The organism is Escherichia sp. 20412-1, assembly GCF_003027595.1.
Classification (GTDB): domain Bacteria; phylum Pseudomonadota; class Gammaproteobacteria; order Enterobacterales; family Enterobacteriaceae; genus Escherichia; species Escherichia marmotae.
In genome coordinates this window covers 16,012-37,769 of the sequence record NZ_PYQM01000015.1, presented here as the reverse complement: position 1 = coordinate 37,769, position 21,758 = coordinate 16,012, and the positions used below count along the sequence as shown (strand labels likewise).

Below are 21,758 nucleotides of genomic sequence, written 5' to 3'. Positions count from 1 at the left end.
GGGAATTGCCCAGGCGGCTGGACATAGGGGCTGCAGGCAGTTATCCACTATTCCTGTGGATAACCATGTGCATTAGAGTTAGAAAACGTAATGTAAGCGAGAGAATACGCGGCCTGCACGCAAATTGGCGCTAAAGACGGCTTAAAGAAATATATGTTATTTTTTAATTGGTTAGATAAATGCAATGGCTGTCAGGAAAGTGTCATCTCCTGCAATAAATCCGTCATCAGCCATCTTGACAAATGTTAAAAAAGCCATTGCTCTGGGGATAACCCTGCAACACTGGCGTTTTATCTCGTCACTGCGTCAATTTTGCCTACGGTTGACACCTTAGTTTACGGCGTAACAGAGATATTGTGGTGTGAGCCTGTTTTTTTATCCAGTGTTATTTGTTGGCATTATTAATCATGACGAGTAAAATTACACACCTGCCCGCCCACTCCTTCAGGTAGCGACTCATGAGTAAACCATTCAAACTGAATTCCGCGTTCAAACCTTCTGGCGATCAGCCGGAGGCGATTCGCCGCCTCAAAGAGGGGCTGGAGGATGGCCTCGCGCACCAGACTCTGCTCGGTGTGACGGGGTCGGGGAAAACCTTCACCATTGCTAATGTCATTGCTGATCTGCAACGCCCAACGATGGTGCTGGCACCCAACAAAACGCTGGCAGCGCAACTTTATGGTGAGATGAAAGAATTCTTCCCGGAAAACGCGGTGGAATACTTCGTCTCCTACTACGACTACTATCAGCCGGAAGCCTACGTACCAAGCTCTGATACGTTTATTGAGAAAGATGCCTCGGTAAACGAACATATTGAACAGATGCGTCTTTCAGCAACCAAAGCGTTGCTGGAGCGGCGGGATGTTATTGTTGTTGCGTCAGTTTCCGCTATTTATGGTCTGGGTGATCCTGATTTATATCTCAAAATGATGCTGCACCTCACGGTCGGCATGATTATCGACCAACGTGCGATCCTGCGTCGCCTGGCGGAGTTGCAATATACCCGCAATGACCAGGCATTCCAGCGCGGGACCTTCCGCGTGCGTGGTGAAGTGATCGACATTTTCCCGGCGGAGTCCGACGACATTGCGCTACGCGTGGAGCTGTTTGATGAAGAAGTTGAACGATTGTCGTTGTTTGATCCATTAACCGGGCAAATCGTTTCAACAGTCCCACGTTTTACCATCTACCCGAAAACGCACTATGTTACGCCGCGTGAACGCATTGTGCAGGCGATGGAAGAGATCAAAACAGAACTGGCGGACCGACGCAAAGTGCTGCTGGAAAACAATAAACTTTTGGAAGAGCAGCGTCTGACTCAACGAACCCAGTTTGATCTGGAGATGATGAATGAGCTGGGTTACTGTTCGGGGATTGAAAACTATTCGCGCTTTCTCTCCGGGCGTGGACCTGGCGAACCACCGCCGACGTTATTTGATTACCTGCCTGCCGATGGTCTGCTGGTGGTCGATGAATCTCACGTCACCATTCCACAAATTGGCGGAATGTATCGCGGTGACAGGGCGCGTAAAGAGACTCTGGTGGAGTATGGTTTCCGATTGCCATCGGCGCTGGATAACCGTCCGCTGAAATTTGAGGAGTTTGAAGCGCTGGCTCCGCAAACGATTTATGTTTCTGCGACGCCAGGTAACTACGAACTGGAGAAATCCGGTGGTGACGTGGTGGATCAGGTGGTGCGCCCGACTGGCTTGCTCGATCCGATTATCGAAGTGCGTCCGGTAGCGACCCAGGTCGATGATCTTCTTTCGGAGATTCGCCTGCGTGCGGCAATTAACGAACGCGTTCTGGTGACGACGTTGACCAAGCGAATGGCGGAAGATCTAACGGAATATCTGGAAGAACACGGTGAGCGCGTGCGTTATCTTCACTCCGACATTGATACCGTTGAGCGTATGGAGATTATCCGCGACTTGCGTCTGGGCGAGTTCGACGTACTGGTGGGGATCAACTTACTGCGTGAAGGTCTGGATATGCCGGAGGTCTCATTGGTGGCGATCCTCGATGCTGACAAAGAAGGGTTCCTGCGTTCAGAACGTTCGCTGATCCAGACCATTGGCCGTGCGGCGCGTAACATCAACGGCAAAGCGATTCTCTACGGTGATAAGATAACCCCGTCGATGGCGAAAGCGATTGGCGAAACGGAACGTCGTCGTGAGAAACAGCAGCGGTACAACGAAGAGCATGGTATTACGCCACAAGGTCTTAATAAAAAAGTGGTCGATATCCTGGCGCTGGGGCAGAACATTGCCAAAACCAAAGCGAAGGGCAGAGGGAAATCGCGCCCGATTGTTGAGCCGGATAATGTGCCGATGGATATGTCGCCAAAAGCGTTGCAGCAGAAAATCCATGAGCTGGAAGGGCAGATGATGAAACATGCGCAAAACCTCGAATTCGAAGAGGCGGCGCAAATCCGTGACCAGTTGCATCAGTTGCGTGAGCTGTTTATTGCCGCGTCGTGACGAGATGAAGAAGCAGGAATGTTCTTCTGGTTTGAGGCTAATGAGAACGCAAAATTGCCTGATGCGCTACGCTTATCAGGCCTACATGATCTCTGCAATATATTGAATTTGCGCGGCTTGTAGGCCGCATCCGGCATGGATAACGTGCACTTTGTCAGCAATATGAATCCGGAATTCTCTTCCGGCTTCCCGTTAACCCAATGCCTGTAACACCTTTTCCAGTGCGTTATGTAACAACTGGCGGTCATGGCGATAGGGGATATCGCTGGCCTCCAGTACGTCCTGAATCACTATTCTGTCGCTGACCGCAGAAACATCCACTTTCGGCCCAACGACTACGGCATCAATCACTTTCTTCCCGACATACTGTTCCATAATCGCCAGCTTATTTTCCAGCTTCAGATTCGCCGCAGGCAGGCTCAATTCACGCCCCAGATTGCCGATATAAACCATCGGCGCTGGCGTGCGGCGTAATGCCTGTGCCATTTCCTTAAGCAGCAGAATTGGCATCAGGCTGGTATAAAAACTGCCAGGTCCGATAAGGATCAGATCTGCGTCATTGATAGCATGAACCGCTTCACGCGTTGCGGGCACATTCGGGGTTAAGAGCAATTCCTGAATTGGCGTAGTTAACTGGTCGATATTGACCTCGCCATAAACTTCATGCCCCTGATCGTCAATGGCCATCAGATCAACGGGATGCTCTGACATCGGAATTAATTGCGCGTCCACTTTCAACAGATTACGAATTAAATTGATGGCTTCCAGAGGCCGCACGCTAAGGTGATCCAGCGCCTTTAACATCAAGTTTCCGAGATTATGACCGGAAAGCTCGCCATTGCCGCCAAAACGGTATTCAAACATCGCGGAGGCGACGCTCGGTTCCGTTATCAGTTGGTTGAGGCAGTTGCGCATGTCGCCCCAGGCAATGCCGCCTTCTGAGCGGCGAATACGGCCTGTTGAACCGCCATTATCGGTGGTGGTGACAATGCCCGTTAAACGAGAGCCTAAAGATGAAAGTGATGAAAGAACGCGTCCTAATCCATGCCCTCCGCCGAGTGCAACAACACGATCAAGGTCAGCCAGCGTACGATTGCGCATATAGATTCCTGAAGTCAGATTATCCGCGCTACAGTAGCGCAACTGACAGGGAAACGGCAATTAACCTGCCAATATTGAGGATACAAATATTTTCTTCTACCTCTAAAGGACGAGGTTCGCTGTGCATCCCTGATGATGTATATCAAAGTAAAACCGTCATATTCCCTTATTCTGTAGCGAAATAGCACGATCATGACGCTATATATATGATTACATAGCGGAAAGTGTGAATGGTAAAAATCTCATTTACACGCTAGTATCGACATAACCACTAAACACTCTAGCCTCTGCACCTGGGTCAACTGATATGGTGCTTTGGCCGTGACAATGCTCATAAAGATTGCCACCAGGGCGAAGGAAGAAATGACTTCGCCTCCCGTATCTGGAAAGGTGTACATGGCTTCACAACTGACTGATGCATTTGCGCGTAAGTTTTATTACTTGCGCCTGTCGATTATCGATGTGTGTAACTTTCGTTGCACCTACTGCCTGCCGGATGGCTATAAGCCGAGCGGCGTCACCAATAAAGGCTTTCTGACCGTCGATGAAATTCGCCGGGTTACTCGCGCCTTCGCCAGTTTGGGCACCGAAAAAGTACGTCTGACAGGCGGTGAACCGTCTTTACGCCGCGACTTTACCGATATCATCGCTGCCGTGCGGGAAAACGACGCTATTCGTCAGATTGCGGTCACCACCAATGGTTACCGCCTGGAACGCGACGTGGCGAACTGGCGCGATGCCGGACTGACGGGGATTAACGTCAGTGTCGATAGCCTCGACGCTCGCCAGTTTTATGCTATTACCGGTCAGGATAAATTCAACCAGGTGATGGCGGGGATTGATGCCGCATTTGAAGCCGGGTTTGAGAAGGTCAAAGTCAATACCGTGCTGATGCGCGATGTCAATCATCACCAGCTCGACACCTTTCTGAACTGGATCCAGCATCGCCCCATCCAGTTACGTTTCATCGAACTGATGGAAACGGGCGAGGGTAGCGAACTTTTCCGTAAGCACCATATCTCTGGTCAAATTCTGCGTGACGAACTGCTGCGTCGCGGCTGGATCCATCAACTTCGTCAACGCAGCGACGGCCCCGCGCAAGTCTTTTGTCATCCGGATTACGCCGGAGAAATCGGCCTTATCATGCCGTATGAAAAAGATTTCTGCGCCACCTGCAACCGTCTGCGCGTCTCCTCCATTGGTAAACTCCATCTCTGCCTGTTTGGTGAAGGCGGCGTTAACCTGCGCGATCTGCTGGAAGATGATGCCCAGCAACAGGCGCTGGAAGCGCGTATTTCAGCGGCGCTGCGGGAGAAAAAACAGACCCATTTCCTGCATCAAAATAACACCGGTATTACGCAAAACTTATCGTACATTGGCGGCTAAAACGTCAAAAGGAGAGATCAGATGAGTCAGGTAAGCACTGAATTTATCCCGACCCGTATTGCTATTCTTACGGTTTCTAATCGTCGCGGTGAAGAAGACGATACCTCCGGTCATTATCTGCGCGATTCGGCGCAGGAAGCGGGCCATCACATTGTCGATAAAGCGATTGTTAAAGAAAACCGCTACGCCATCCGCGCGCAGGTATCTGCGTGGATCGCCAGCGACGATGTGCAAGTGGTGCTGATTACTGGCGGCACCGGACTGACGGAAGGCGATCAGGCACCAGAAGCGTTGCTGCCGCTGTTCGATCGTGAAGTCGAAGGCTTCGGTGAAGTATTCCGTATGTTGTCATTCGAAGAGATTGGCACCGCAACGTTGCAATCTCGTGCGATAGCGGGCGTTGCTAACAAGACACTGATTTTCGCTATGCCGGGTTCGACCAAAGCGTGCCGCACCGCATGGGAAAATATCATCGCGCCGCAACTGGATGCCCGTACACGTCCATGCAATTTCCATCCACATTTGAAGAAATAAGTATGTCGCAACTGACTCATATCAACGCCGCTGGCGAAGCGCACATGGTGGATGTCTCCGCCAAAGCGGAAACTGTACGTGAAGCACGGGCGGAAGCCTTTGTCACCATGCGCAGCGAGACGCTGGCGATGATCATCGATGGTCGTCACCACAAAGGCGACGTATTTGCCACCGCGCGGATTGCCGGTATTCAGGCGGCAAAACGTACATGGGATCTGATCCCACTGTGTCACCCGCTAATGCTCAGTAAAGTTGAAGTCAATTTGCAGGCAGAGCCGGAACACAATCGGGTACGTATAGAAACCTTATGCCGCCTGACCGGGAAAACCGGCGTCGAAATGGAAGCGTTAACCGCGGCCTCCGTGGCGGCGCTGACCATTTACGATATGTGTAAAGCCGTGCAAAAAGATATGGTGATTGGTCCGGTACGCCTGCTGGCGAAGAGCGGCGGCAAGTCGGGTGACTTTAAGGTGGAAGCGGATGATTAAAGTTCTTTTTTTCGCCCAGGTGCGCGAGCTGGTGGGGACCGATGCAACCGACGTTGCCGCGGATTTTCCAACCGTTGAAGCGTTACGCCAGCACCTGGCAGCGCAGAGCGATCGTTGGGCGCTGGCGCTGGAAGATGGCAAATTACTGGCTGCCGTCAACCAGACGCTGGTGAGTTTCGACCATCCGCTAACTGACGGCGACGAAGTGGCTTTCTTCCCGCCGGTAACCGGAGGCTAAGATGGCTGAAACCAAAATTGTTGTCGGACCGCAGCCGTTCAGCGTAGGGGAAGAGTATCCGTGGCTGGCTGAGCGTGATGAAGACGGTGCGGTGGTCACCTTTACCGGTAAGGTGCGTAACCATAACCTGGGTGACAGCGTAAAAGCATTAACCCTCGAACACTATCCGGGAATGACTGAAAAAGCACTGGCGGAAATCGTTGATGAAGCGCGTAACCGCTGGCCGCTGGGGCGAGTCACGGTGATTCATCGTATTGGCGAATTATGGCCGGGTGATGAAATCGTTTTTGTCGGCGTTACCAGTGCGCATCGCAGTAGTGCGTTTGAGGCCGGGCAGTTTATTATGGATTATCTCAAAACCCGCGCACCGTTCTGGAAGCGCGAAGCTACGCCGGAAGGTGACCGCTGGGTCGAAGCGCGGGAGAGCGATCAGCAGGCAGCAAAACGCTGGTAGTTTTTTGTTGGCCGGATAAGGCATAGAGCTGCATCCGGCAATTTCACCGTACCGGACATACGTTTACGCTGCGGCGATGCATACCCTCATCATTTGCAGTATCCTTTAGATATTCCTTATATCTTCAGGAGATCTTCATGGACAGATTCCCACGTTCTGATTCAATCGTACAAGCCAGGACTGGCCTGCAAACCTATATGGCACAGGTCTATGGCTGGATGACCGTTGGCCTGTTGTTGACCGCGTTTGTTGCCTGGTATGCTGCTAACTCCGCCGCCGTGATGGAGCTGCTTTTCACCAACCGCATCTTTTTAATTGGTCTGGTAATAGCGCAATTAGCTCTGGTAATTGTGTTATCAGCGATGATTCAAAAGCTCAGCGCGGGTGTGACAACCATGCTCTTTATGCTTTATTCGGCGCTGACAGGTCTGACGCTTTCCAGCATTTTCATTGTCTACACCGCCGCCTCTATCGCCAGTACTTTCGTTGTTACCGCCGGAATGTTCGGTGCGATGAGTCTGTACGGCTACACCACGAAGCGCGATTTAAGCGGCTTCGGCAATATGCTGTTTATGGCGTTAATCGGCATTGTCATCGCCTCGCTGGTGAACTTCTGGCTGAAAAGCGAGGCGTTGATGTGGGTGGTGACCTATATCGGAGTGATTGTCTTTGTCGGCCTGACCGCCTATGACACCCAGAAACTGAAAAATATGGGTGAGCAGATTGATACCCGCGACACGTCGAACCTGCGCAAATATTCAATTCTTGGCGCATTAACGTTGTATCTCGACTTCATCAACCTGTTCCTGATGTTGCTGCGGATTTTTGGCAACCGCCGTTAATTCCGTTTCCCCTCCAAATCCCGGCCTGGCGTCGGGATTTTTTCTAATTAAAACGACAATGAATAAAAGCCTGTTATAAAATGCGCCCATGACATGGGGGCGCATCCATAAATATAATTTTTTGTATATATGGCTTAAGTAAAGATATCAATAAGATAAATGCTGCCATTGCAGGTGTAATGTATCTTTTTTTAATCTCTTTGGTGGTGATTGTCGTTGCGCTTTTATAGGGGCGTTAACTCTCTATTATTATTTTATCGGCTTCTTCGGGATTCTTGCAGCAATAGCTATAACACTTGTTTGGCAAAGGCATACGCGGTTTTTTCATTAGTCATAGAAAAATAGGTAAATTTCTTTCTTGGGTAAAATTGTGAGGAAACGCAATGAGCCCGATGCGCTACGCTTAGCAGGCACAGAGTGGAATTGTAATCTATTAATTTAGCCCGGTTTTGTAGGGCGGATAAGGCGTTTACGCCGCATCCGCCATGAACAAATAGCACGTTGCTAACAATCTGCACAAACCAAAAGAACTTAACCGAACTTCACATCGCCGCTTCATTTTTCGCCCGTAGCTTCTTCGCCTGGCTTTCCAGCAACAGGTAACAGATCAGCGCCAGCAGCAGCGGGATAAAGTAATACAGCACACGGTAAGCGAGTAGGGCGGCGATAATTGTGCCTTTGGATGTATTCTCTCCTGCCAGTAGCGCGATAAACACCGCTTCCAGCACGCCAATCCCCGCCGGAATATGCACGATGACACCAGCAATACTACTAACCAGTAACACGCCTAAGACAAAGAAATAATTCACGCTTTGGTCAAGTAACAGCCAGATAATTGCCCCCATCACCATCCAGTTAACGCTGGAAATCAGCATCTGAGCGAGGGCGAATTTCCATGAAGGCAGCACCAGCTTTTGCCCTTTGATGGTCATATGGCGGTGCTTCGCGAAAGCGCAAAACCATAAATAAACCGCGATAATCATCAGTAAGCCAATGCCGAGAATACGCAGCGTGGTTTGATCGACATACCAGTGATCCGGTAACTCCACCACGCCTGCGGTAAAAATAATCCCGGCTAATAAAATATAGCCCAGCCAGTTGGTGGTAATACTCAGCGAGAAAATGCGTGTGATGGTGCCGCCCGGTAATCCCAGACGCGAATAAAGGCGATAACGCATCCCAATCCCGCCGACCCAGGTACTGAGCGTCAGGTTGAAGGCATAGCAGATAAATGACACCAGCATCACCTGGCGCTTCGCCAGTTTGTGACCGCAGTAGAAACGGGCGAGCAGGTCATAGCAGCCGTAAATCAGATAACTGACGACCACCAGCCCGACCGCACTCAATAGCACAACGCGGTTATAGTCGAGGATGACCTTCCAGACCTCTTCCCAGTCCACTTTTTTGGCGTAGACCACCAGCAACACAATCACCGCGATAAAAAATAGCCAGGTAAGGATCTTCTTTGCTAAGCGCCAGCGAGGATGGGATTTACTCATCAGGGCTTTACCCCCGTATTTTCTGTTTCTACCCGATCCTGCGTTTCCATTGCCGGTTGCGCGGGCGGCTCAACCTGTGCCAGACGCGGCGTATGCGCCGGAAGCCAGCCCACCAGCGCCGGGAAGTGGCGCAAAAAGTGGAATGCCAGCACGCTTTTAGTCAGATTCCACCAGGTGCGTTTGGGCAGCATACTTTCATCTACCTGCCGACAATCGGCGGCGATGATGCCATTAAGATTGTCGCGTAGCGTCTGGTTAAAATTACGATCGTAGATGATGACGTTAGCTTCGAGATTCAGCGACAAACTGAGCGGATCGAGATTACTGGAGCCTACCGTCGCCCAGTGATCATCCATTAACGCCACTTTGCCGTGGAGCGGGCGGCGGCGATACTCAAACACTTGAACGCCGCCTTTAACCAGATAGTTATAGAGCAAACGCGCGCCAACCCTGACAATCGGCATATCCGGTTCACCCTGAATAATCAGTTTGATCCGCACCCCGCGCCGTGCCGCTTTACGTAAGGCGTGTAAAAATCGATAGCCGGGAAAGAAGTAGGCGTTGGCGATAATCACTTCCCGCCGCGCCTGAGTGAGCATTTTCAAATAGTGGCGCTCGATATCGCTGCGATGTTCTTCGTTATCGCGCCAGACCAGTAATACTTGCGCTTCCCCCGGTTGGCGGTTTTCTTCCGCTTTATGGTGACGTCGCCACCAGCGGCGTGCCGCGCTCTGCCCAGGCAAGTTTTCCAGCTCAAACTGCAGAATATCTTCAACAATCGGCCCTTCCAGCCGCACCGCGTAATCCTGTTTGGCCAGTGGGCCGTAGCTGGACATATGCTCGGCGGAGTAATTTATCCCGCCGATAAAGGCGATTCGTGTATCGATGACCACAATTTTGCGATGCATCCGGCGGAACACATTCGTGCGCATACCGAACAGGCGAGGACGAGGATCGTAATAACGAAATACCACGCCAGCCGCGGTCAGTTCGCTGACAAATTCATCGCTGAGATCTGGCGAACCATAGCCATCCAGCAAGACTTCCGCTTTAACCCCACGTTGCGCCGCTGCCAGCAGCGCCGCATGTAGCTGTTTGCCGACGTCATCTTCAAACCAGATAAATGTCTCAAGGATGATGCGTTGCTCTGCTTCGTTAATCGCTTTAAACACAGCAGGGTAATATTGCTCGCCGTTTTCCAGTAACTGAATCTTGTTCCCTTCGCGCCAACCACATTTCATAGATGGATCTCCACACTCAAAGGGGCATGGTCAGAAAGATGTCGCCAGGTCCGCAGCGGCAGCGCTGTGGGCGCACTGGCACTGGCGTTTTTGACGTAAATCCTGTCCAGACGAAGAACGGGAAATTGCACCGGAAATGTTCGCGCCGGGCGTCCGTGGGCGCGGGTAAATATCTCATCCAGCCCAGCCAGTACTTTTAAGGGATGATTGGCTTTTTGCCGCCAGTCGTTGAAATCTCCCGCGACTAATACTGGTTCGCCGTTCGGTAGTTGATTCACCCATTCAGCAAGCATCGCAAGCTGCGCCTGACGGTGCGCCTCCCGCAAGCCGAGATGCACGCACATCACATGAATCGCTTTCCCCGTGACTGGCGGAACAATGCGGCAATAAAGCACGCCGCGCTTTTCCGCGCCATCGACCGAAACATCGCGATTCTCATAATGTTCAATGGGATAGCGTGACAGCACCGCGTTCCCGTGATGCCCTTCCGGGTATACAGCATTACGTCCGTAGGCAAAATCACTCCACATGGTGTCGGCAAGAAACTCGTAGTGCGAAGTATCGGGCCAGTTCTTCACATGCAGTGGATGGACTTCGTGCGCCCCCATCACTTCCTGCAGGCAGACGATATCGGCGCTGACGGCACGCACGGCGTCGCGAAGTTCCGGCAAAATGAAGCGTCGGTTAAATGCTGTAAAGCCTTTGTGAATATTGATGGTGAGCACCTTGAACGAAAAATGTTGTGTTTGGTCGGGCATAATTTTCCTGTTTTTGCCTCTTATCTCATTGAAATAGTGTAGTCGGCGTCACAAAAAGGTGCGGTCTTACGGAATTTTCCGTAAAGTTCGGTACTCTGAATTAGTAGAGATAAATTCTTCAGGAGAGAAGCCATGAAGTGGCAACAACGCGTTCGTGTCGCAACTGGCCTAAGTTGCTGGCAGATTATGTTGCATTTACTGGTAGTGGCGCTGCTGGTTATGGGCTGGATGAGTAAGACGCTGGTTCATGTCGGCGTAGGGTTATGCGTGCTGTATTGTGTAACAGTAGTGATGATGCTGGTGTTACAGCGTCATCCTGAGCAACGCTGGCGCGAGGTAGCAGATGTGCTGGAAGAGTTGACCACCACCTGGTATTTTGGCGCGGCGCTGATTGTGCTGTGGCTGTTGTCCCGCGTGCTGGAAAATAACTATTTGCTGGCAATTGCAGGGCTGGCGATCCTTGCCGGCCCGGCGGTAGTGTCGCTACTGGCGAAAGATAAAAAGTTACATCACCTTGCGTCTAAACATCGCGTACGCCGCTGATCCTGTTGTGGCCGTTATCACCAGTAACGGCCACAAACTATTCCACACAATATCCAGACTCGCATCCTTCAAATAGATCTGCTTGGTAATGTCTGTAAAGTGGCGGATAGGGTTAATCCACGTCAGGTTTTGCAGCCATACTGGCATGTTCTCCACCGGCGAAACGTAACCGGAAAGCAGGATTGCAGGCATCATAAAGACAAATACGCCGATAAACGCCTGCTGTTGCGTTGAACAAAGTGATGAAATCAACAGACCGAAGCCCACCAGCGATAAACCGTAAATCACCATCGTAAAGTAGAACAGCGCCAGCGAACCGGCGAAGGGGATTTGATACGCCCAGATACCAATCGCCAGCACAATGGTGGCCTGGAACGTGGCGACAATTAACGCAGGGACGGCTTTACCAATAAATATCTGCCAGGTGGTGAGGGGCGAAACCAGCAACTGATCGAGCGTTCCCTGTTCACGTTCGCGGGCAACAGAAAGCGAAGTGACGATCATTACGCCGATAGTGGTGATCATGGCGATCAGTGATGGCACCACGAACCATTTGTAGTCGAGGTTCGGGTTATACCAGTTGCGCACCACCAGCTCGCTGTTGTTTGGCTTCGGCTTTCCTTCCAGCAGCTCCTGCTGATAGTTTTTGACGATTTGTTGCAGGTAGTTGGCGGCGATTTGCGCACTGTTGGAGTTACGTCCGTCGAGAATTAATTGCAACGGCGCGGTCTGGAAGGTATCCAGCTTGCGCGAGAAATCAGGCGGGAAGCGCACCAGCAATAACGCCTTTTGCGTGTCGATGGTCGGGCGGATCTCCTGTGGACTTTTCAGCAGCAACACATGGGTAAAGGCGCTGGCGCGGGCAAAACGTTGGGTCAGTTCTACCGAATGTGCGCCGTTATCTTCGTCGTAAATGGCGATGGTGGCGTTGGTTACTTCCAGCGTGGCGGCGAACGGGAACAGGATCACCTGAATCAGCACGGGTAAAATCAGAATCGCGCGCGTCTGCGGTTCGCGCAGCAGCGACTGCAACTCTTTGCGAATTAACGTCCATAAGCGATGAAACATGCTCTTCTCCCTAATCCAGTCGACGTTTGGTTTTCAGCCACGTCAGACCGATAAACATCACCGCCGAAGCGATCAAAAACAGCACATTCACGACCAGCACTACCGGAATATTCCCGGCGAGAAACAGGCTTTGCAGGGTGCTGACGAAATAACGTGCGGGAATAATGTACGTCACCGCGCGGATCACCGCAGGCATACTGTCGATCTGAAAAATAAAGCCAGAGAGCATAATCGACGGCAAGAACGCGGCGTTCAGTGCGACTTGTGCGGCGTTGAACTGGTTGCGGGTAATCGTTGAAATCAGCAGCCCCATCCCCAGCGTACTGAGTAAAAACAGGCTGGAGATAAAAAACAGAATCAGCAGCGAACCGCGATATGGCACACCGAGAATAAATACCGACACCAGCATACACAGCAGCATTGCCAGCATGCCGAGGACGTAATAGGGGAGCAGCTTACACAGCAGCAGTTCCGTGCGGGTAATCTCCGTAGAGAGCAAAGCCTCCATAGTGCCGCGTTCCCACTCCCGCGCCACCACCAGCGAGGTGAGGATCGCGCCGATCACCGTCATGATAATGGTTACAGCACCGGGAATAATAAAGTGCTGGCTAATCGCCGCCGGGTTAAACCAGTAGCGAGTCTGGACATCAATAAGCGGCTCAAAAGTCTGCCCGTTGTCTTCCGCTCGCTGCATTTGCCAGATCTGCCAGATCCCTTCGACATAACCCTGCACAAAGTTGGCGGTATTTGGCTCGCTGCCGTCGGTAATCACCTGAATTGGCGCGGTGGCGTTGGCACGCTCCATCTGTTCCGCGAAATCCACCGGAATCACCACCAGACCACGAATTTTCCCCGCCTGCATTTTGGCGATTAATTCCTGGCGATTATCGCTGATAGTGGCGTCGATATAAGGTGAGCCTGTCATGGTGTGGGTGAAATCCAGCGCCGCTTCGCTACGCTGTTCAAGCAATATTCCGACCCTCAGCTTGCTGGAGTCGAGGTTAATGCCGTAGCCAAAAATAAACAGTAGCAACAGCGGGATCACCACCGCAATCAGCCAGCTACTCGGATCGCGAATGATCTGCCGCGTCTCTTTAACGCACAGCGCTCGCACGCGACGCCAGGACAGGATCGGATTACTCATTGCCATGCTCCTTATCCCAGTCGTGGATCAACTGAATAAAGGCTTGCTCCATCGTGGGGTCGGGTTGCTCATCATTGGCCGATTGCGCTTTCAAATCGTCCGGCGTGCCGCTGGCAATCAGTTTCCCGCGATACACCAGTCCGATGCGGTCGCAATATTCCGCTTCATCCATAAAGTGGGTGGTGACCATCACCGTGACACCTTTCTCTACCATGCTGTTGATATGTAGCCAAAACTCGCGGCGGGTGAGGGGATCGACGCCGGAAGTGGGTTCATCGAGAAACAGAATATCCGGTTCATGCATCAACGAGCAGGCCAGCGCCAGCCGCTGCTTAAAACCTAATGGCAGTTCATCGGTAGCATGTGAGGCAATGCTTTTCAGGCCGAACGCCTCGCTCATACGGGTGATTTTTTCAGTCTGCGCCCGACCGCGTAAGCCATACACGCCGGAGAAAAAGCGTAAATTCTGTTCGACTGTCAGGTTGCCATACAGCGAAAATTTTTGCGCCATATAGCCGAGATGCTGGCGTGCTTTACCGGAACTCTCTTTCAGATCCATTCCCAGCACCAGCGCCTGACCGGAGGTCGGTACCAGCAAGCCGCACATCATCTTAAAGGTGGTGGATTTCCCCGCACCGTTTGGCCCCAGCAAACCAAAGATTTCACCGCGTTTGACGGCAAAATTGACGTGATCGGTGGCGGCAAAATCGCCAAACTTCTTGGTCAGCTCTTTCGCTTCGATCACCGTCTCGTCCGGTGAGCCTTCTACCGTATGCAATATTGCGCCCAGCGGTGATTCTGAGGTTCCGGCACCGCCCAGCAAATCAATAAACGCATCTTCAAAGCGAGGTGTGGTTTCGTTGATGTTGATTTCCGGCATTCCGTCGGCGCGGCGAATATCGTCTGGTGTGGCCTCTTTTTTGAGGATCAGACGTACTGATTTCCCCTGAATCATCCCGTCGCTGACCTGCGGCAGTTTCAGCGTTCGTTGCAGCAGTTTGCGGTTGCTTTCGTGCGGGCTGGTCATCAGAAAGCTACGTCCGGCCATGGTTTGCGTCAGAGCCTTCGGTTCTCCCTGATACAGCAACTCACCTTCGTTCATCAGCAATACGTCACGGCACTGTTCGGCTTCATCGAGATATGAGGTACTCCAGAGGATCAGCATCCCTTCGCCTGCCAGTTCGTGCACCATCTGCCACAGCTCGCGCCGTGAGATGGGGTCTACGCCGACGCCGGGTTCATCGAGCAGTAACACTTTCGGCTCACCCACCAGGGTACAGGCCAGCCCGAGTTTTTGTTTCATCCCGCCAGAGAGCTTACCCGCCAGGCGTCCGGTAAATGGGCCAAGAGAAGTAAACTCCAGCAGGCGAGCAAACGTCTGTTTTCGCGCTTCACCGGTTACGCTGCGCAAATCCGCGTACAGATTAAGATTCTCCATCACCGTGAGATCTTCATACAGACCGAATTTCTGCGGCATATAGCCGAGCACCGCGTGTAACGCAGCGTCGTTTTTGATCGGATCAAAGCCAATGACCGTAGCACTGCCGTTGTCGGGTTTCAGTAATCCGGCCAGCATCCGCATCAACGTGGTTTTACCCGCGCCATCCGGCCCCACCAGCCCCGTAACATAACCGGCATGAATGGTACAGTTGAGCGGTGCGACGGCGGGCTTGTCCATACCCGGAAAGCGTTTTTCCAGGCCGTTTAGCGTGATAACGGCATCATTCATGTCCTGCCTCGTCACCGAATTGCACCGTTACTGGCATTCCCTGGCGTAACGCATCATCGGCGTCGGTCACCACAATCCGCAGGCGATAGACAAGGTCGGTGCGCAGATCCGGCGTTTCGACGGTTTTCGGGGTAAATTCAGCGGTTGGCGAAACGAAACCAATCTGCCCGTGATACGGCTTGTCCGGGCGACCATCGGTATAGAGCAGCACTTTGCGGCCCGGTTGGGCCTGGTCGAGATTGCGCTCATCGACATAGGCACGCACCCACACCGGACGCGTTAGTGAAACGGTAAACACCGTGCCACCTTCATTGAGCACTGTGCCAGGCTCTACCGCGCGGGTTAACAGCGTGCCATCAGAGGGGGCTACCAACGTTGAGTCCTGTAAATTCAGCTCCGCCTGCGCCAGTTGCGCCTGCGCCTGTTCGAGGCTGGCTTTCGCCTGGGCGATGTCCTGTTCACGGTTACCGGAACGGTACTGACGCAATTTATCCTGTGCTGATTTCAGCGTTGCCTGGGCCTGGTCACGCGAGGAGCGGGCATTTTCCAGGTCGTTTGCCGAAATAGTGCGGCTTTTCCACAATCCTTGCTGACGAGCATAGAAATTCTGCGCATAGTCGTAAGCGGCCTGCGCCTGTTTTACGGCAGCGGCAGCCTGGGCGATTTCTTCATCGCGATAACCGGCAAGCATCAGATCATATTGTGCCTGCGCCACCGAAACGCCTGCTTTCGCCTGCATCAGCGCAATCTCATACGGCTTGTGATCCAGTTCGCCCAGCACCTGACCCGCTTTGATGGCATCACCTTCGTCTACCGCCAGAGATTCAACGCGACCACCGACACGGAAGCTAAGATTAACAGTGCGAATATCCACGTTGCCATACAGCGTCAGGCCGTTATCCTGGCGGCTTTGATACCACCAGTAGCCTCCGGCAACCACGGCGGCAAGTACCACTACCGCCAGTCCAATCACGACAGGTTTTTTCATCACTACAAACTCCTTTGCGATAATCCTTGCAAAATCAGGTCGATATGACAGGTTACCGTCTGGTTAATCAGTTCGGTCTTTTCTTCATCGAACGCGGTCCAGCCGGTACGTAACAGAATCGTTTCTTTGCCGAGACGAAACGCCAGAATCTCGCCAATCAGCGCATGAGTATGGAGGATCATGCGGGTATCGTTGGCGTCACAGCCGGTCCAGGCGGCAATCAGGCGCGTAAGGTGGCTGTGTAGCGGACTAATCACCTGTTCATGCACCAGATGGTAGGCCGCCGTGGGAGAGAGCTGCTCACGGGAGATAAACTTGCTGAGGTTGACGGTATCATCCTGGGTGAGCAGTTGAATCATGTTCCTGCAAGCGCGAAGGATCAGTTCGCGGATAGCGGCGCGATCCGGCTGTGGTTGTGCGAACAAGCGTTCGGCTTCCTCGGCGTGCGGACGGAACTGCTCGCCAATAAAATCGGCAATCCACTGGGCGCAGGCGAGGTATAAATCTTCTTTCGAACCGAAGTAATAGGTGATGGCTGCGATATTCTGCCCGGCCTGGGCGGCGATATCGCGGGTGGTGGCGTTCATTCCATACTCACCAAACTGTGCCAGTGCCGCAGCAATTAGCTGTTTTTTGGCCTGTTCACCTTTGGTTGTCATGGCAGGACTATTCATCGCACAGCCCATTCTTAATCAAATGATTGATTAAGATTATGACTCATTTTTAGCGTTGTCCAGTATGGCTAAGAATTTTAGCAACGCCAGTCACAGGGATAATTTATGCGCTGCGTCACAAAAACTGCTACACTCCGCTCCCTCATGACATTGTGGTTTTTGTCATTTTCCTTTTCAGTATCTCCCTGAAAACTACACCGGTAACGGTCGGGGCGGTTCGGAGTAGTTATGTCTTTCGATTCTTTGGGTTTAAGCCCTGATATCCTGCGCGCCGTTGCCGAGCAAGGTTACCGTGAACCCACCCCTATTCAGCAGCAGGCGATCCCCGCAGTACTGGAAGGCCGTGATCTGATGGCCAGTGCCCAGACCGGCACGGGTAAAACAGCGGGCTTTACGCTGCCGCTACTGCAACACCTGATTTCCCGTGAGCCGCACGCCAAAGGGCGTCGTCCGGTTCGTGCGTTGATCCTCACCCCGACCCGTGAACTGGCGGCGCAGATTGGCGAAAACGTCCGTGATTACAGCAAATACCTGAACATTCGTTCGCTGGTGGTGTTTGGCGGCGTCAGCATTAACCCGCAGATGATGAAACTGCGCGGCGGTGTTGATGTGCTGGTGGCAACGCCCGGGCGTCTGCTGGACCTGGAACACCAGAATGCGGTGAAACTGGATCAGATAGAAATCCTCGTCCTTGATGAAGCTGACCGTATGCTCGATATGGGCTTTATCCACGATATTCGCCGTGTGTTAACAAAGCTGCCCGCGAAACGCCAGAACCTGCTGTTCTCCGCGACTTTCTCTGACGAGATTAAAGCGCTGGCAGAAAAACTGCTGCATAACCCGCTGGAAATCGAAGTGGCGCGCCGTAATACCGCCTCTGAGCAAGTGACCCAGCACGTTCATTTTGTTGATAAGAAACGCAAACGGGAATTACTGTCGCACATGATTGGTAAAGGTAACTGGCAGCAGGTGCTGGTGTTTACACGTACCAAACATGGTGCCAACCATCTGGCAGAACAGCTAAATAAAGATGGCATCCGCAGTGCGGCGATCCACGGTAATAAATCGCAAGGTGCGCGTACTCGTGCGTTGGCCGATTTTAAATCAGGTGATATTCGTGTGCTGGTGGCGACCGATATCGCCGCGCGTGGCCTGGATATCGAAGAGTTGCCACACGTCGTCAACTATGAGCTGCCAAACGTACCGGAAGATTACGTGCACCGCATCGGGCGTACCGGTCGTGCCGCAGCCACCGGCGAAGCGTTATCGCTGGTGTGTGTTGATGAGCACAAACTGTTGCGCGATATCGAAAAACTGCTGAAAAAAGAGATCCCGCGTATCGCTGTTCCGGGCTATGAGCCGGATCCGTCAATTAAAGCCGAACCGATCCAGAACGGTCGCCAGCAACGCAGCGGCGGTGGTCGTGGGCAGAGCGGTGGTCGTAGTCAACTGCAACCGCGTCGCGCAGAAAGCGGTGCGAAGGCTGGTAACGCGAAGCCTGCAGCAAAACCGTCTCGTCGTCTTGGTGATGCCAAACCGGCAGGCGAGCAACAACGTCGCCGCCGTCCGCGTAAACCTGCCGCAGCTCAGTAATCTTTTATGCCGGGTAATGCCCGGCATCTGAGACTGATGACAAACGCAAAACTGCCTGATGCGCTACGCTTATCAGGCCTACGTGGTTCCTACAATATATTGAATTTTAACAACTTGTATGCCGGATAAGGTGTTCGCGCCGCATCCGGCATATCACTACAAGCGCTAGTCAGCAATTTGCAAGCGCGGCAAAAAGATTTCTCTGTTTTACCGCCCACAAGCCACCCGATGCGTTACTTCTCCGCAGCCAATTGTTCGCGCAGCTCCATTAAAAGGTAGCCCAGGCGATTCTTGCCCTGACCATTACCGCCATCTCCCCAGTAAGCATCATTTTTCGTATGCTCAACCAGTTTCGCTGACGCGGTTGCCAGCAGGAGCGCGCGCAGTTCTGCGTGTTGTTCGAATTTAGCGCGAAGCGCTTTGCGCATCACCTCTTCTTTTATCGACTCCCAGTTTTTACGCAGGGGCTTAGAACGGTCACGCCCCATACGCGCGGCGATCATGGGTGAGGAAATCCGGCGGATCTCTTCGTGGTATTTTTCATCAAGGAACTTTTGTGCCTGAAAATAGTGTTCTGAGGTGGGCCAGGTTTTGCCGTCAATCTTGATGGCCCAGGCGGCAAAGTTAGAAAAATCCCCGTAGTCGTCACTGGTGCTGTAGAAATTTATGATGGTGTCTTGCATGACGTGTTGAATCCTTTGTTGTCGAACAGGAATTAGACCGTATTATCCTGGAGGTTATTGCGAGCCACTTTCCAGAAACAGAAAAATCATTACCCCTGAAAACTGAAAAATGCCACAATATTGGCTGTTTATACAGTATTTCAGGTTTTCTCATGGCATTAACCGCCGCGCTTAAAGCGCAAATTGCCGCCTGGTATAAGGCGCTTCAGGAACAGATCCCCGACTTTATTCCCCGTGCGCCGCAGCGGCAGATGATTGCGGATGTCGCCAAAACACTGGCCGGAGAAGAAGGGCGGCATCTGGCGATTGAAGCCCCCACCGGCGTTGGGAAAACGCTCTCCTATTTGATCCCCGGCATCGCCATTGCCCGCGAAGAGCAAAAAACGCTGGTGGTGAGTACCGCTAACGTGGCGTTGCAGGATCAGATCTACAGCAAAGATTTGCCGCTGCTGAAAAAGATCATTCCCGATCTAAAATTCACCGCCGCTTTCGGGCGTGGGCGCTACGTTTGCCCGCGTAACCTGACGGCGCTTGCCAGTACCGAACCCACACAACAGGATCTGCTCGCGTTTCTCGACGATGAACTGACACCGAACAATCAGGAAGAACAAAAACGTTGTGCAAAGCTGAAGGGCGATCTCGATACTTATAAATGGGATGGCCTGCGCGATCACACTGATATCGCCATTGATGACGATCTCTGGCGTCGTCTGAGTACCGACAAAGCCAGTTGCCTCAACCGTAACTGTTATTACTACCGCGAATGTCCGTTTTTTGTTGCCCGCCGGGAAATTCAGGAAGCGGAAGTGGTAGTGGCAAACCATGCGCTGGTGATGGCGGCGATGGAAAGCGAAGCGGTATTGCCAGAACCGAAAAATTTGCTGCTGGTGCTGGATGAAGGTCATCACCTGCCGGACGTGGCGCGGGATGCGCTGGAAATGAGCGCGGAAATTACTGCACCCTGGTATCGGCTACAACTGGATCTGTTCACAAAACTGGTCGCCACCTGCATGGAGCAGTTTCGCCCGAAGACCATTCCACCGCTGGCGATCCCTGAACGGTTGAATGCGCATTGTGAAGAGTTGTATGAGCTTATCGCCTCTTTAAACAACATCCTCAATCTCTATATGCCTGCCGGGCAAGAGGCAGAGCACCGTTTTGCGATGGGCGAATTGCCGGATGAAGTACTGGAGATCTGCCAGCGGCTGGCAAAACTGACCGAGATGCTGCGTGGTCTGGCTGAGTTATTCCTCAATGATTTAAGTGAGAAAACCGGTAGCCATGACATTGTGCGTTTGCATCGACTGATTTTGCAGATGAACCGCGCGCTGGGGATGTTTGAGGCGCAGAGCAAACTCTGGCGGCTGGCGTCTCTGGCGCAATCTTCTGGTGCGCCGGTAACCAAATGGGCGACGCGGGAAGAACGCGACGGGCAGCTACATCTCTGGTTTCACTGTGTGGGGATCCGCGTCAGCGATCAACTCGAAAGGCTGCTGTGGCGCAGTATTCCGCACATTATTATCACTTCTGCAACCTTGCGTTCGCTGAACAGTTTTTCGCGTTTGCAGGAGATGAGTGGGTTGAAAGAGAAAGCGGGCGATCGCTTTGTGGCGCTGGATTCCCCCTTCAACCACTGCGAACAGGGCAAAATTGTCATTCCGCAGATGCGTTATGAACCGTCCATTGACAACGAAGAGCAGCATATTGCCGAAATGGCGGCCTTTTTCCGTGAGCAGGTAGAGAGCAAAAAACATCTCGGCATGTTGGTGTTGTTTGCCAGCGGGCGGGCGATGCAGCGATTTCTCGACTATGTGACGGATTTACGTCTGATGTTGCTGGTGCAGGGCGATCAGCCTCGCTACCGCTTAGTTGAACTGCATCGTAAACGCGTTGCTAACGGTGAGCGCAGTGTATTGGTAGGTTTACAGTCTTTTGCCGAAGGCCTTGATCTGAAAGGTGACCTGCTAAGTCAGGTGCATATTCATAAAATCGCCTTTCCCCCCATCGACAGCCCGGTGGTGATCACCGAAGGCGAATGGCTAAAAAGTCTTAATCGTTATCCCTTTGAGGTACAAAGCCTGCCGAGCGCCTCGTTTAACCTGATTCAGCAAGTTGGGCGTCTGATTCGAAGCCACAGTTGCTGGGGTGAAGTGGTGATTTATGATAAACGCTTGTTAACCAAAAACTACGGCAAGCGGTTACTTGATGCCTTACCGGTGTTTCCGATTGAGCAACCAGAAGTCCCTGAAGGTATAGTTAAAAAGAAAGAAAAAGCAAAATCCCCACGCCGTCGGCGGCGTTAATGATGTGAGTCA

Annotated in this window: 20 protein-coding genes, 1 pseudogene and 1 riboswitch; of the genes and pseudogenes, 11 read left to right on the top strand and 10 right to left on the bottom strand. The window is 52.3% G+C overall.

Annotation, left to right across the window (positions count from 1 at the left end; all coding sequences use genetic code 11):
- Positions 1–458 precede the first annotated feature (458 nt).
- Positions 459–2,480: an excinuclease ABC subunit UvrB gene (gene uvrB, locus C7B16_RS12365; protein ID WP_000042544.1), complete on the top strand. Its 2,022-nt coding sequence runs from the start codon at positions 459–461 to the stop codon at positions 2,478–2,480.
- A 192-nt stretch (positions 2,481–2,672) separates the two neighbouring features.
- Here the strand turns inward: uvrB and yvcK are convergent, their stop codons facing one another.
- Positions 2,673–3,581, bottom strand: a complete 909-nt coding sequence (yvcK, locus tag C7B16_RS12360) for a uridine diphosphate-N-acetylglucosamine-binding protein YvcK (RefSeq protein ID WP_107179759.1) — start codon at positions 3,579–3,581, stop codon at positions 2,673–2,675.
- A gap of 264 nt (positions 3,582–3,845) precedes the next feature.
- A riboswitch (molybdenum cofactor riboswitch) is annotated at positions 3,846–3,990 on the top strand.
- Between yvcK and moaA the strand changes: the two genes are divergently transcribed.
- The 7 genes and pseudogenes from moaA to C7B16_RS25800 all read left to right on the top strand — a co-directional run.
- Positions 3,978–4,967 carry a GTP 3',8-cyclase MoaA gene (gene moaA, locus C7B16_RS12355; RefSeq protein WP_107179758.1) on the top strand — a complete coding sequence of 330 codons (990 nt, stop codon included), beginning with the start codon at positions 3,978–3,980 and terminating at the stop codon, positions 4,965–4,967. Its footprint overlaps the riboswitch before it by 13 nt.
- A 21-nt stretch (positions 4,968–4,988) precedes the next feature.
- The gene (moaB, locus tag C7B16_RS12350) at positions 4,989–5,501 is read left to right on the top strand and encodes a molybdenum cofactor biosynthesis protein B (RefSeq protein WP_001516030.1); all 513 of its coding nucleotides are present in this window, start codon (positions 4,989–4,991) and stop codon (positions 5,499–5,501) included.
- A 2-nt stretch (positions 5,502–5,503) separates the two neighbouring features.
- A complete protein-coding gene (moaC, locus tag C7B16_RS12345) occupies positions 5,504–5,989 on the top strand; it encodes a cyclic pyranopterin monophosphate synthase MoaC (protein ID WP_000080885.1) in 486 nt (161 codons plus the stop codon).
- On the top strand, positions 5,982–6,227 hold the full coding sequence (gene moaD / locus C7B16_RS12340; RefSeq protein ID WP_001516032.1) for a molybdopterin synthase sulfur carrier subunit: 246 nt from the start codon (positions 5,982–5,984) through the stop codon (positions 6,225–6,227). The genes moaC and moaD overlap by 8 nt, the downstream gene beginning before the upstream one ends.
- Position 6,228: 1 nt before the next feature.
- On the top strand, positions 6,229–6,681 hold the full coding sequence (gene moaE / locus C7B16_RS12335; RefSeq protein ID WP_000852287.1) for a molybdopterin synthase catalytic subunit MoaE: 453 nt from the start codon (positions 6,229–6,231) through the stop codon (positions 6,679–6,681).
- Between the two features lie 137 nt (positions 6,682–6,818).
- Complete coding sequence (locus C7B16_RS12330) at positions 6,819–7,523, top strand: Bax inhibitor-1/YccA family protein (RefSeq protein WP_000373618.1); 705 nt, start codon at positions 6,819–6,821, stop codon at positions 7,521–7,523.
- 214 nt (positions 7,524–7,737) lie between these two features.
- Positions 7,738–7,854, top strand: a pseudogene (locus tag C7B16_RS25800) (BAX inhibitor (BI)-1/YccA family protein); the annotation flags it as partial.
- 211 nt (positions 7,855–8,065) lie between these two features.
- Here the strand turns inward: C7B16_RS25800 and C7B16_RS12320 are convergent.
- Genes C7B16_RS12320 through C7B16_RS12310 form a run of 3 tightly spaced genes read right to left on the bottom strand, consistent with a single transcriptional unit; the run spans position 8,066 to position 11,021 of the window.
- Positions 8,066–9,022 (bottom strand): lysylphosphatidylglycerol synthase domain-containing protein, encoded by a 957-nt coding sequence (locus C7B16_RS12320; protein WP_107179757.1) that lies wholly within the window; start codon positions 9,020–9,022, stop codon positions 8,066–8,068.
- On the bottom strand, positions 9,022–10,263 hold the full coding sequence (gene clsB / locus C7B16_RS12315; RefSeq protein ID WP_107179756.1) for a cardiolipin synthase ClsB: 1,242 nt from the start codon (positions 10,261–10,263) through the stop codon (positions 9,022–9,024). Before clsB ends, C7B16_RS12320 begins: the two co-directional genes overlap by 1 nt.
- Positions 10,260–11,021 (bottom strand): endonuclease/exonuclease/phosphatase family protein, encoded by a 762-nt coding sequence (locus tag C7B16_RS12310; RefSeq protein WP_001516034.1) that lies wholly within the window; start codon positions 11,019–11,021, stop codon positions 10,260–10,262. The genes clsB and C7B16_RS12310 overlap by 4 nt, the downstream gene beginning before the upstream one ends.
- A 132-nt stretch (positions 11,022–11,153) precedes the next feature.
- Between C7B16_RS12310 and C7B16_RS12305 the strand changes: the two genes are divergently transcribed.
- Positions 11,154–11,564, top strand: a complete 411-nt coding sequence (locus C7B16_RS12305) for a YbhQ family protein (RefSeq protein WP_000871975.1) — start codon at positions 11,154–11,156, stop codon at positions 11,562–11,564.
- Here C7B16_RS12305 and C7B16_RS12300 read toward each other — a convergent pair.
- The 5 genes from C7B16_RS12300 to cecR are packed head-to-tail and all read right to left on the bottom strand — an operon-like array spanning position 11,526 to position 17,167.
- A complete protein-coding gene (locus tag C7B16_RS12300) occupies positions 11,526–12,632 on the bottom strand; it encodes an ABC transporter permease (protein WP_000469021.1) in 1,107 nt (368 codons plus the stop codon). The two genes, C7B16_RS12305 and C7B16_RS12300, sit on opposite strands and share 39 nt — an antisense overlap.
- Before the next feature lie 10 nt (positions 12,633–12,642).
- Positions 12,643–13,776, bottom strand: coding sequence for an ABC transporter permease (locus tag C7B16_RS12295; RefSeq protein WP_016248501.1), 1,134 nt, complete (start codon positions 13,774–13,776; stop codon positions 12,643–12,645).
- On the bottom strand, positions 13,769–15,505 hold the full coding sequence (locus tag C7B16_RS12290; protein WP_000997115.1) for an ATP-binding cassette domain-containing protein: 1,737 nt from the start codon (positions 15,503–15,505) through the stop codon (positions 13,769–13,771). The genes C7B16_RS12295 and C7B16_RS12290 overlap by 8 nt, the downstream gene beginning before the upstream one ends.
- A complete protein-coding gene (gene hlyD / locus C7B16_RS12285; RefSeq protein WP_001516038.1) occupies positions 15,498–16,493 on the bottom strand; it encodes a secretion protein HlyD in 996 nt (331 codons plus the stop codon). The genes C7B16_RS12290 and hlyD overlap by 8 nt, the downstream gene beginning before the upstream one ends.
- A 2-nt stretch (positions 16,494–16,495) precedes the next feature.
- Entirely contained in the window at positions 16,496–17,167 is a 672-nt protein-coding gene (cecR, locus tag C7B16_RS12280) for a DNA-binding transcriptional regulator CecR (protein WP_024191852.1), read from the bottom strand.
- Between the two features lie 228 nt (positions 17,168–17,395).
- Between cecR and rhlE the strand changes: the two genes are divergently transcribed.
- On the top strand, positions 17,396–18,760 hold the full coding sequence (rhlE, locus tag C7B16_RS12275) for an ATP-dependent RNA helicase RhlE (RefSeq protein WP_107179755.1): 1,365 nt from the start codon (positions 17,396–17,398) through the stop codon (positions 18,758–18,760).
- Between the two features lie 233 nt (positions 18,761–18,993).
- On the opposite strand, the gene C7B16_RS12270 is transcribed toward rhlE, so the two are convergent.
- Entirely contained in the window at positions 18,994–19,476 is a 483-nt protein-coding gene (locus C7B16_RS12270) for an NADAR family protein (protein WP_072274915.1), read from the bottom strand.
- A 119-nt stretch (positions 19,477–19,595) separates the two neighbouring features.
- On the opposite strand from C7B16_RS12270, the gene dinG reads away from it, so the two are divergent.
- A complete protein-coding gene (gene dinG, locus C7B16_RS12260) occupies positions 19,596–21,746 on the top strand; it encodes an ATP-dependent DNA helicase DinG (RefSeq protein ID WP_001218667.1) in 2,151 nt (716 codons plus the stop codon).
- Positions 21,747–21,758: the final 12 nt, after the last annotated feature.

Bases quoted from the DNA above. Each gene is read 5' to 3' on its own strand.
- uvrB (WP_000042544.1), top strand. From the start codon at position 459: ATGAGTAAACCATTCAAACTGAATTCCGCGTTCAAACCTTCTGGCGAT.
- yvcK (WP_107179759.1), bottom strand. From the start codon at position 3,581: ATGCGCAATCGTACGCTGGCTGACCTTGATCGTGTTGTTGCACTCGGC.
- moaA (WP_107179758.1), top strand. From the start codon at position 3,978: ATGGCTTCACAACTGACTGATGCATTTGCGCGTAAGTTTTATTACTTG.
- moaB (WP_001516030.1), top strand. From the start codon at position 4,989: ATGAGTCAGGTAAGCACTGAATTTATCCCGACCCGTATTGCTATTCTT.
- moaC (WP_000080885.1), top strand. From the start codon at position 5,504: ATGTCGCAACTGACTCATATCAACGCCGCTGGCGAAGCGCACATGGTG.
- moaD (WP_001516032.1), top strand. From the start codon at position 5,982: ATGATTAAAGTTCTTTTTTTCGCCCAGGTGCGCGAGCTGGTGGGGACC.
- moaE (WP_000852287.1), top strand. From the start codon at position 6,229: ATGGCTGAAACCAAAATTGTTGTCGGACCGCAGCCGTTCAGCGTAGGG.
- C7B16_RS12330 (WP_000373618.1), top strand. From the start codon at position 6,819: ATGGACAGATTCCCACGTTCTGATTCAATCGTACAAGCCAGGACTGGC.
- C7B16_RS12320 (WP_107179757.1), bottom strand. From the start codon at position 9,022: ATGAGTAAATCCCATCCTCGCTGGCGCTTAGCAAAGAAGATCCTTACC.
- clsB (WP_107179756.1), bottom strand. From the start codon at position 10,263: ATGAAATGTGGTTGGCGCGAAGGGAACAAGATTCAGTTACTGGAAAAC.
- C7B16_RS12310 (WP_001516034.1), bottom strand. From the start codon at position 11,021: ATGCCCGACCAAACACAACATTTTTCGTTCAAGGTGCTCACCATCAAT.
- C7B16_RS12305 (WP_000871975.1), top strand. From the start codon at position 11,154: ATGAAGTGGCAACAACGCGTTCGTGTCGCAACTGGCCTAAGTTGCTGG.
- C7B16_RS12300 (WP_000469021.1), bottom strand. From the start codon at position 12,632: ATGTTTCATCGCTTATGGACGTTAATTCGCAAAGAGTTGCAGTCGCTG.
- C7B16_RS12295 (WP_016248501.1), bottom strand. From the start codon at position 13,776: ATGAGTAATCCGATCCTGTCCTGGCGTCGCGTGCGAGCGCTGTGCGTT.
- C7B16_RS12290 (WP_000997115.1), bottom strand. From the start codon at position 15,505: ATGAATGATGCCGTTATCACGCTAAACGGCCTGGAAAAACGCTTTCCG.
- hlyD (WP_001516038.1), bottom strand. From the start codon at position 16,493: ATGAAAAAACCTGTCGTGATTGGACTGGCGGTAGTGGTACTTGCCGCC.
- cecR (WP_024191852.1), bottom strand. From the start codon at position 17,167: ATGAATAGTCCTGCCATGACAACCAAAGGTGAACAGGCCAAAAAACAG.
- rhlE (WP_107179755.1), top strand. From the start codon at position 17,396: ATGTCTTTCGATTCTTTGGGTTTAAGCCCTGATATCCTGCGCGCCGTT.
- dinG (WP_001218667.1), top strand. From the start codon at position 19,596: ATGGCATTAACCGCCGCGCTTAAAGCGCAAATTGCCGCCTGGTATAAG.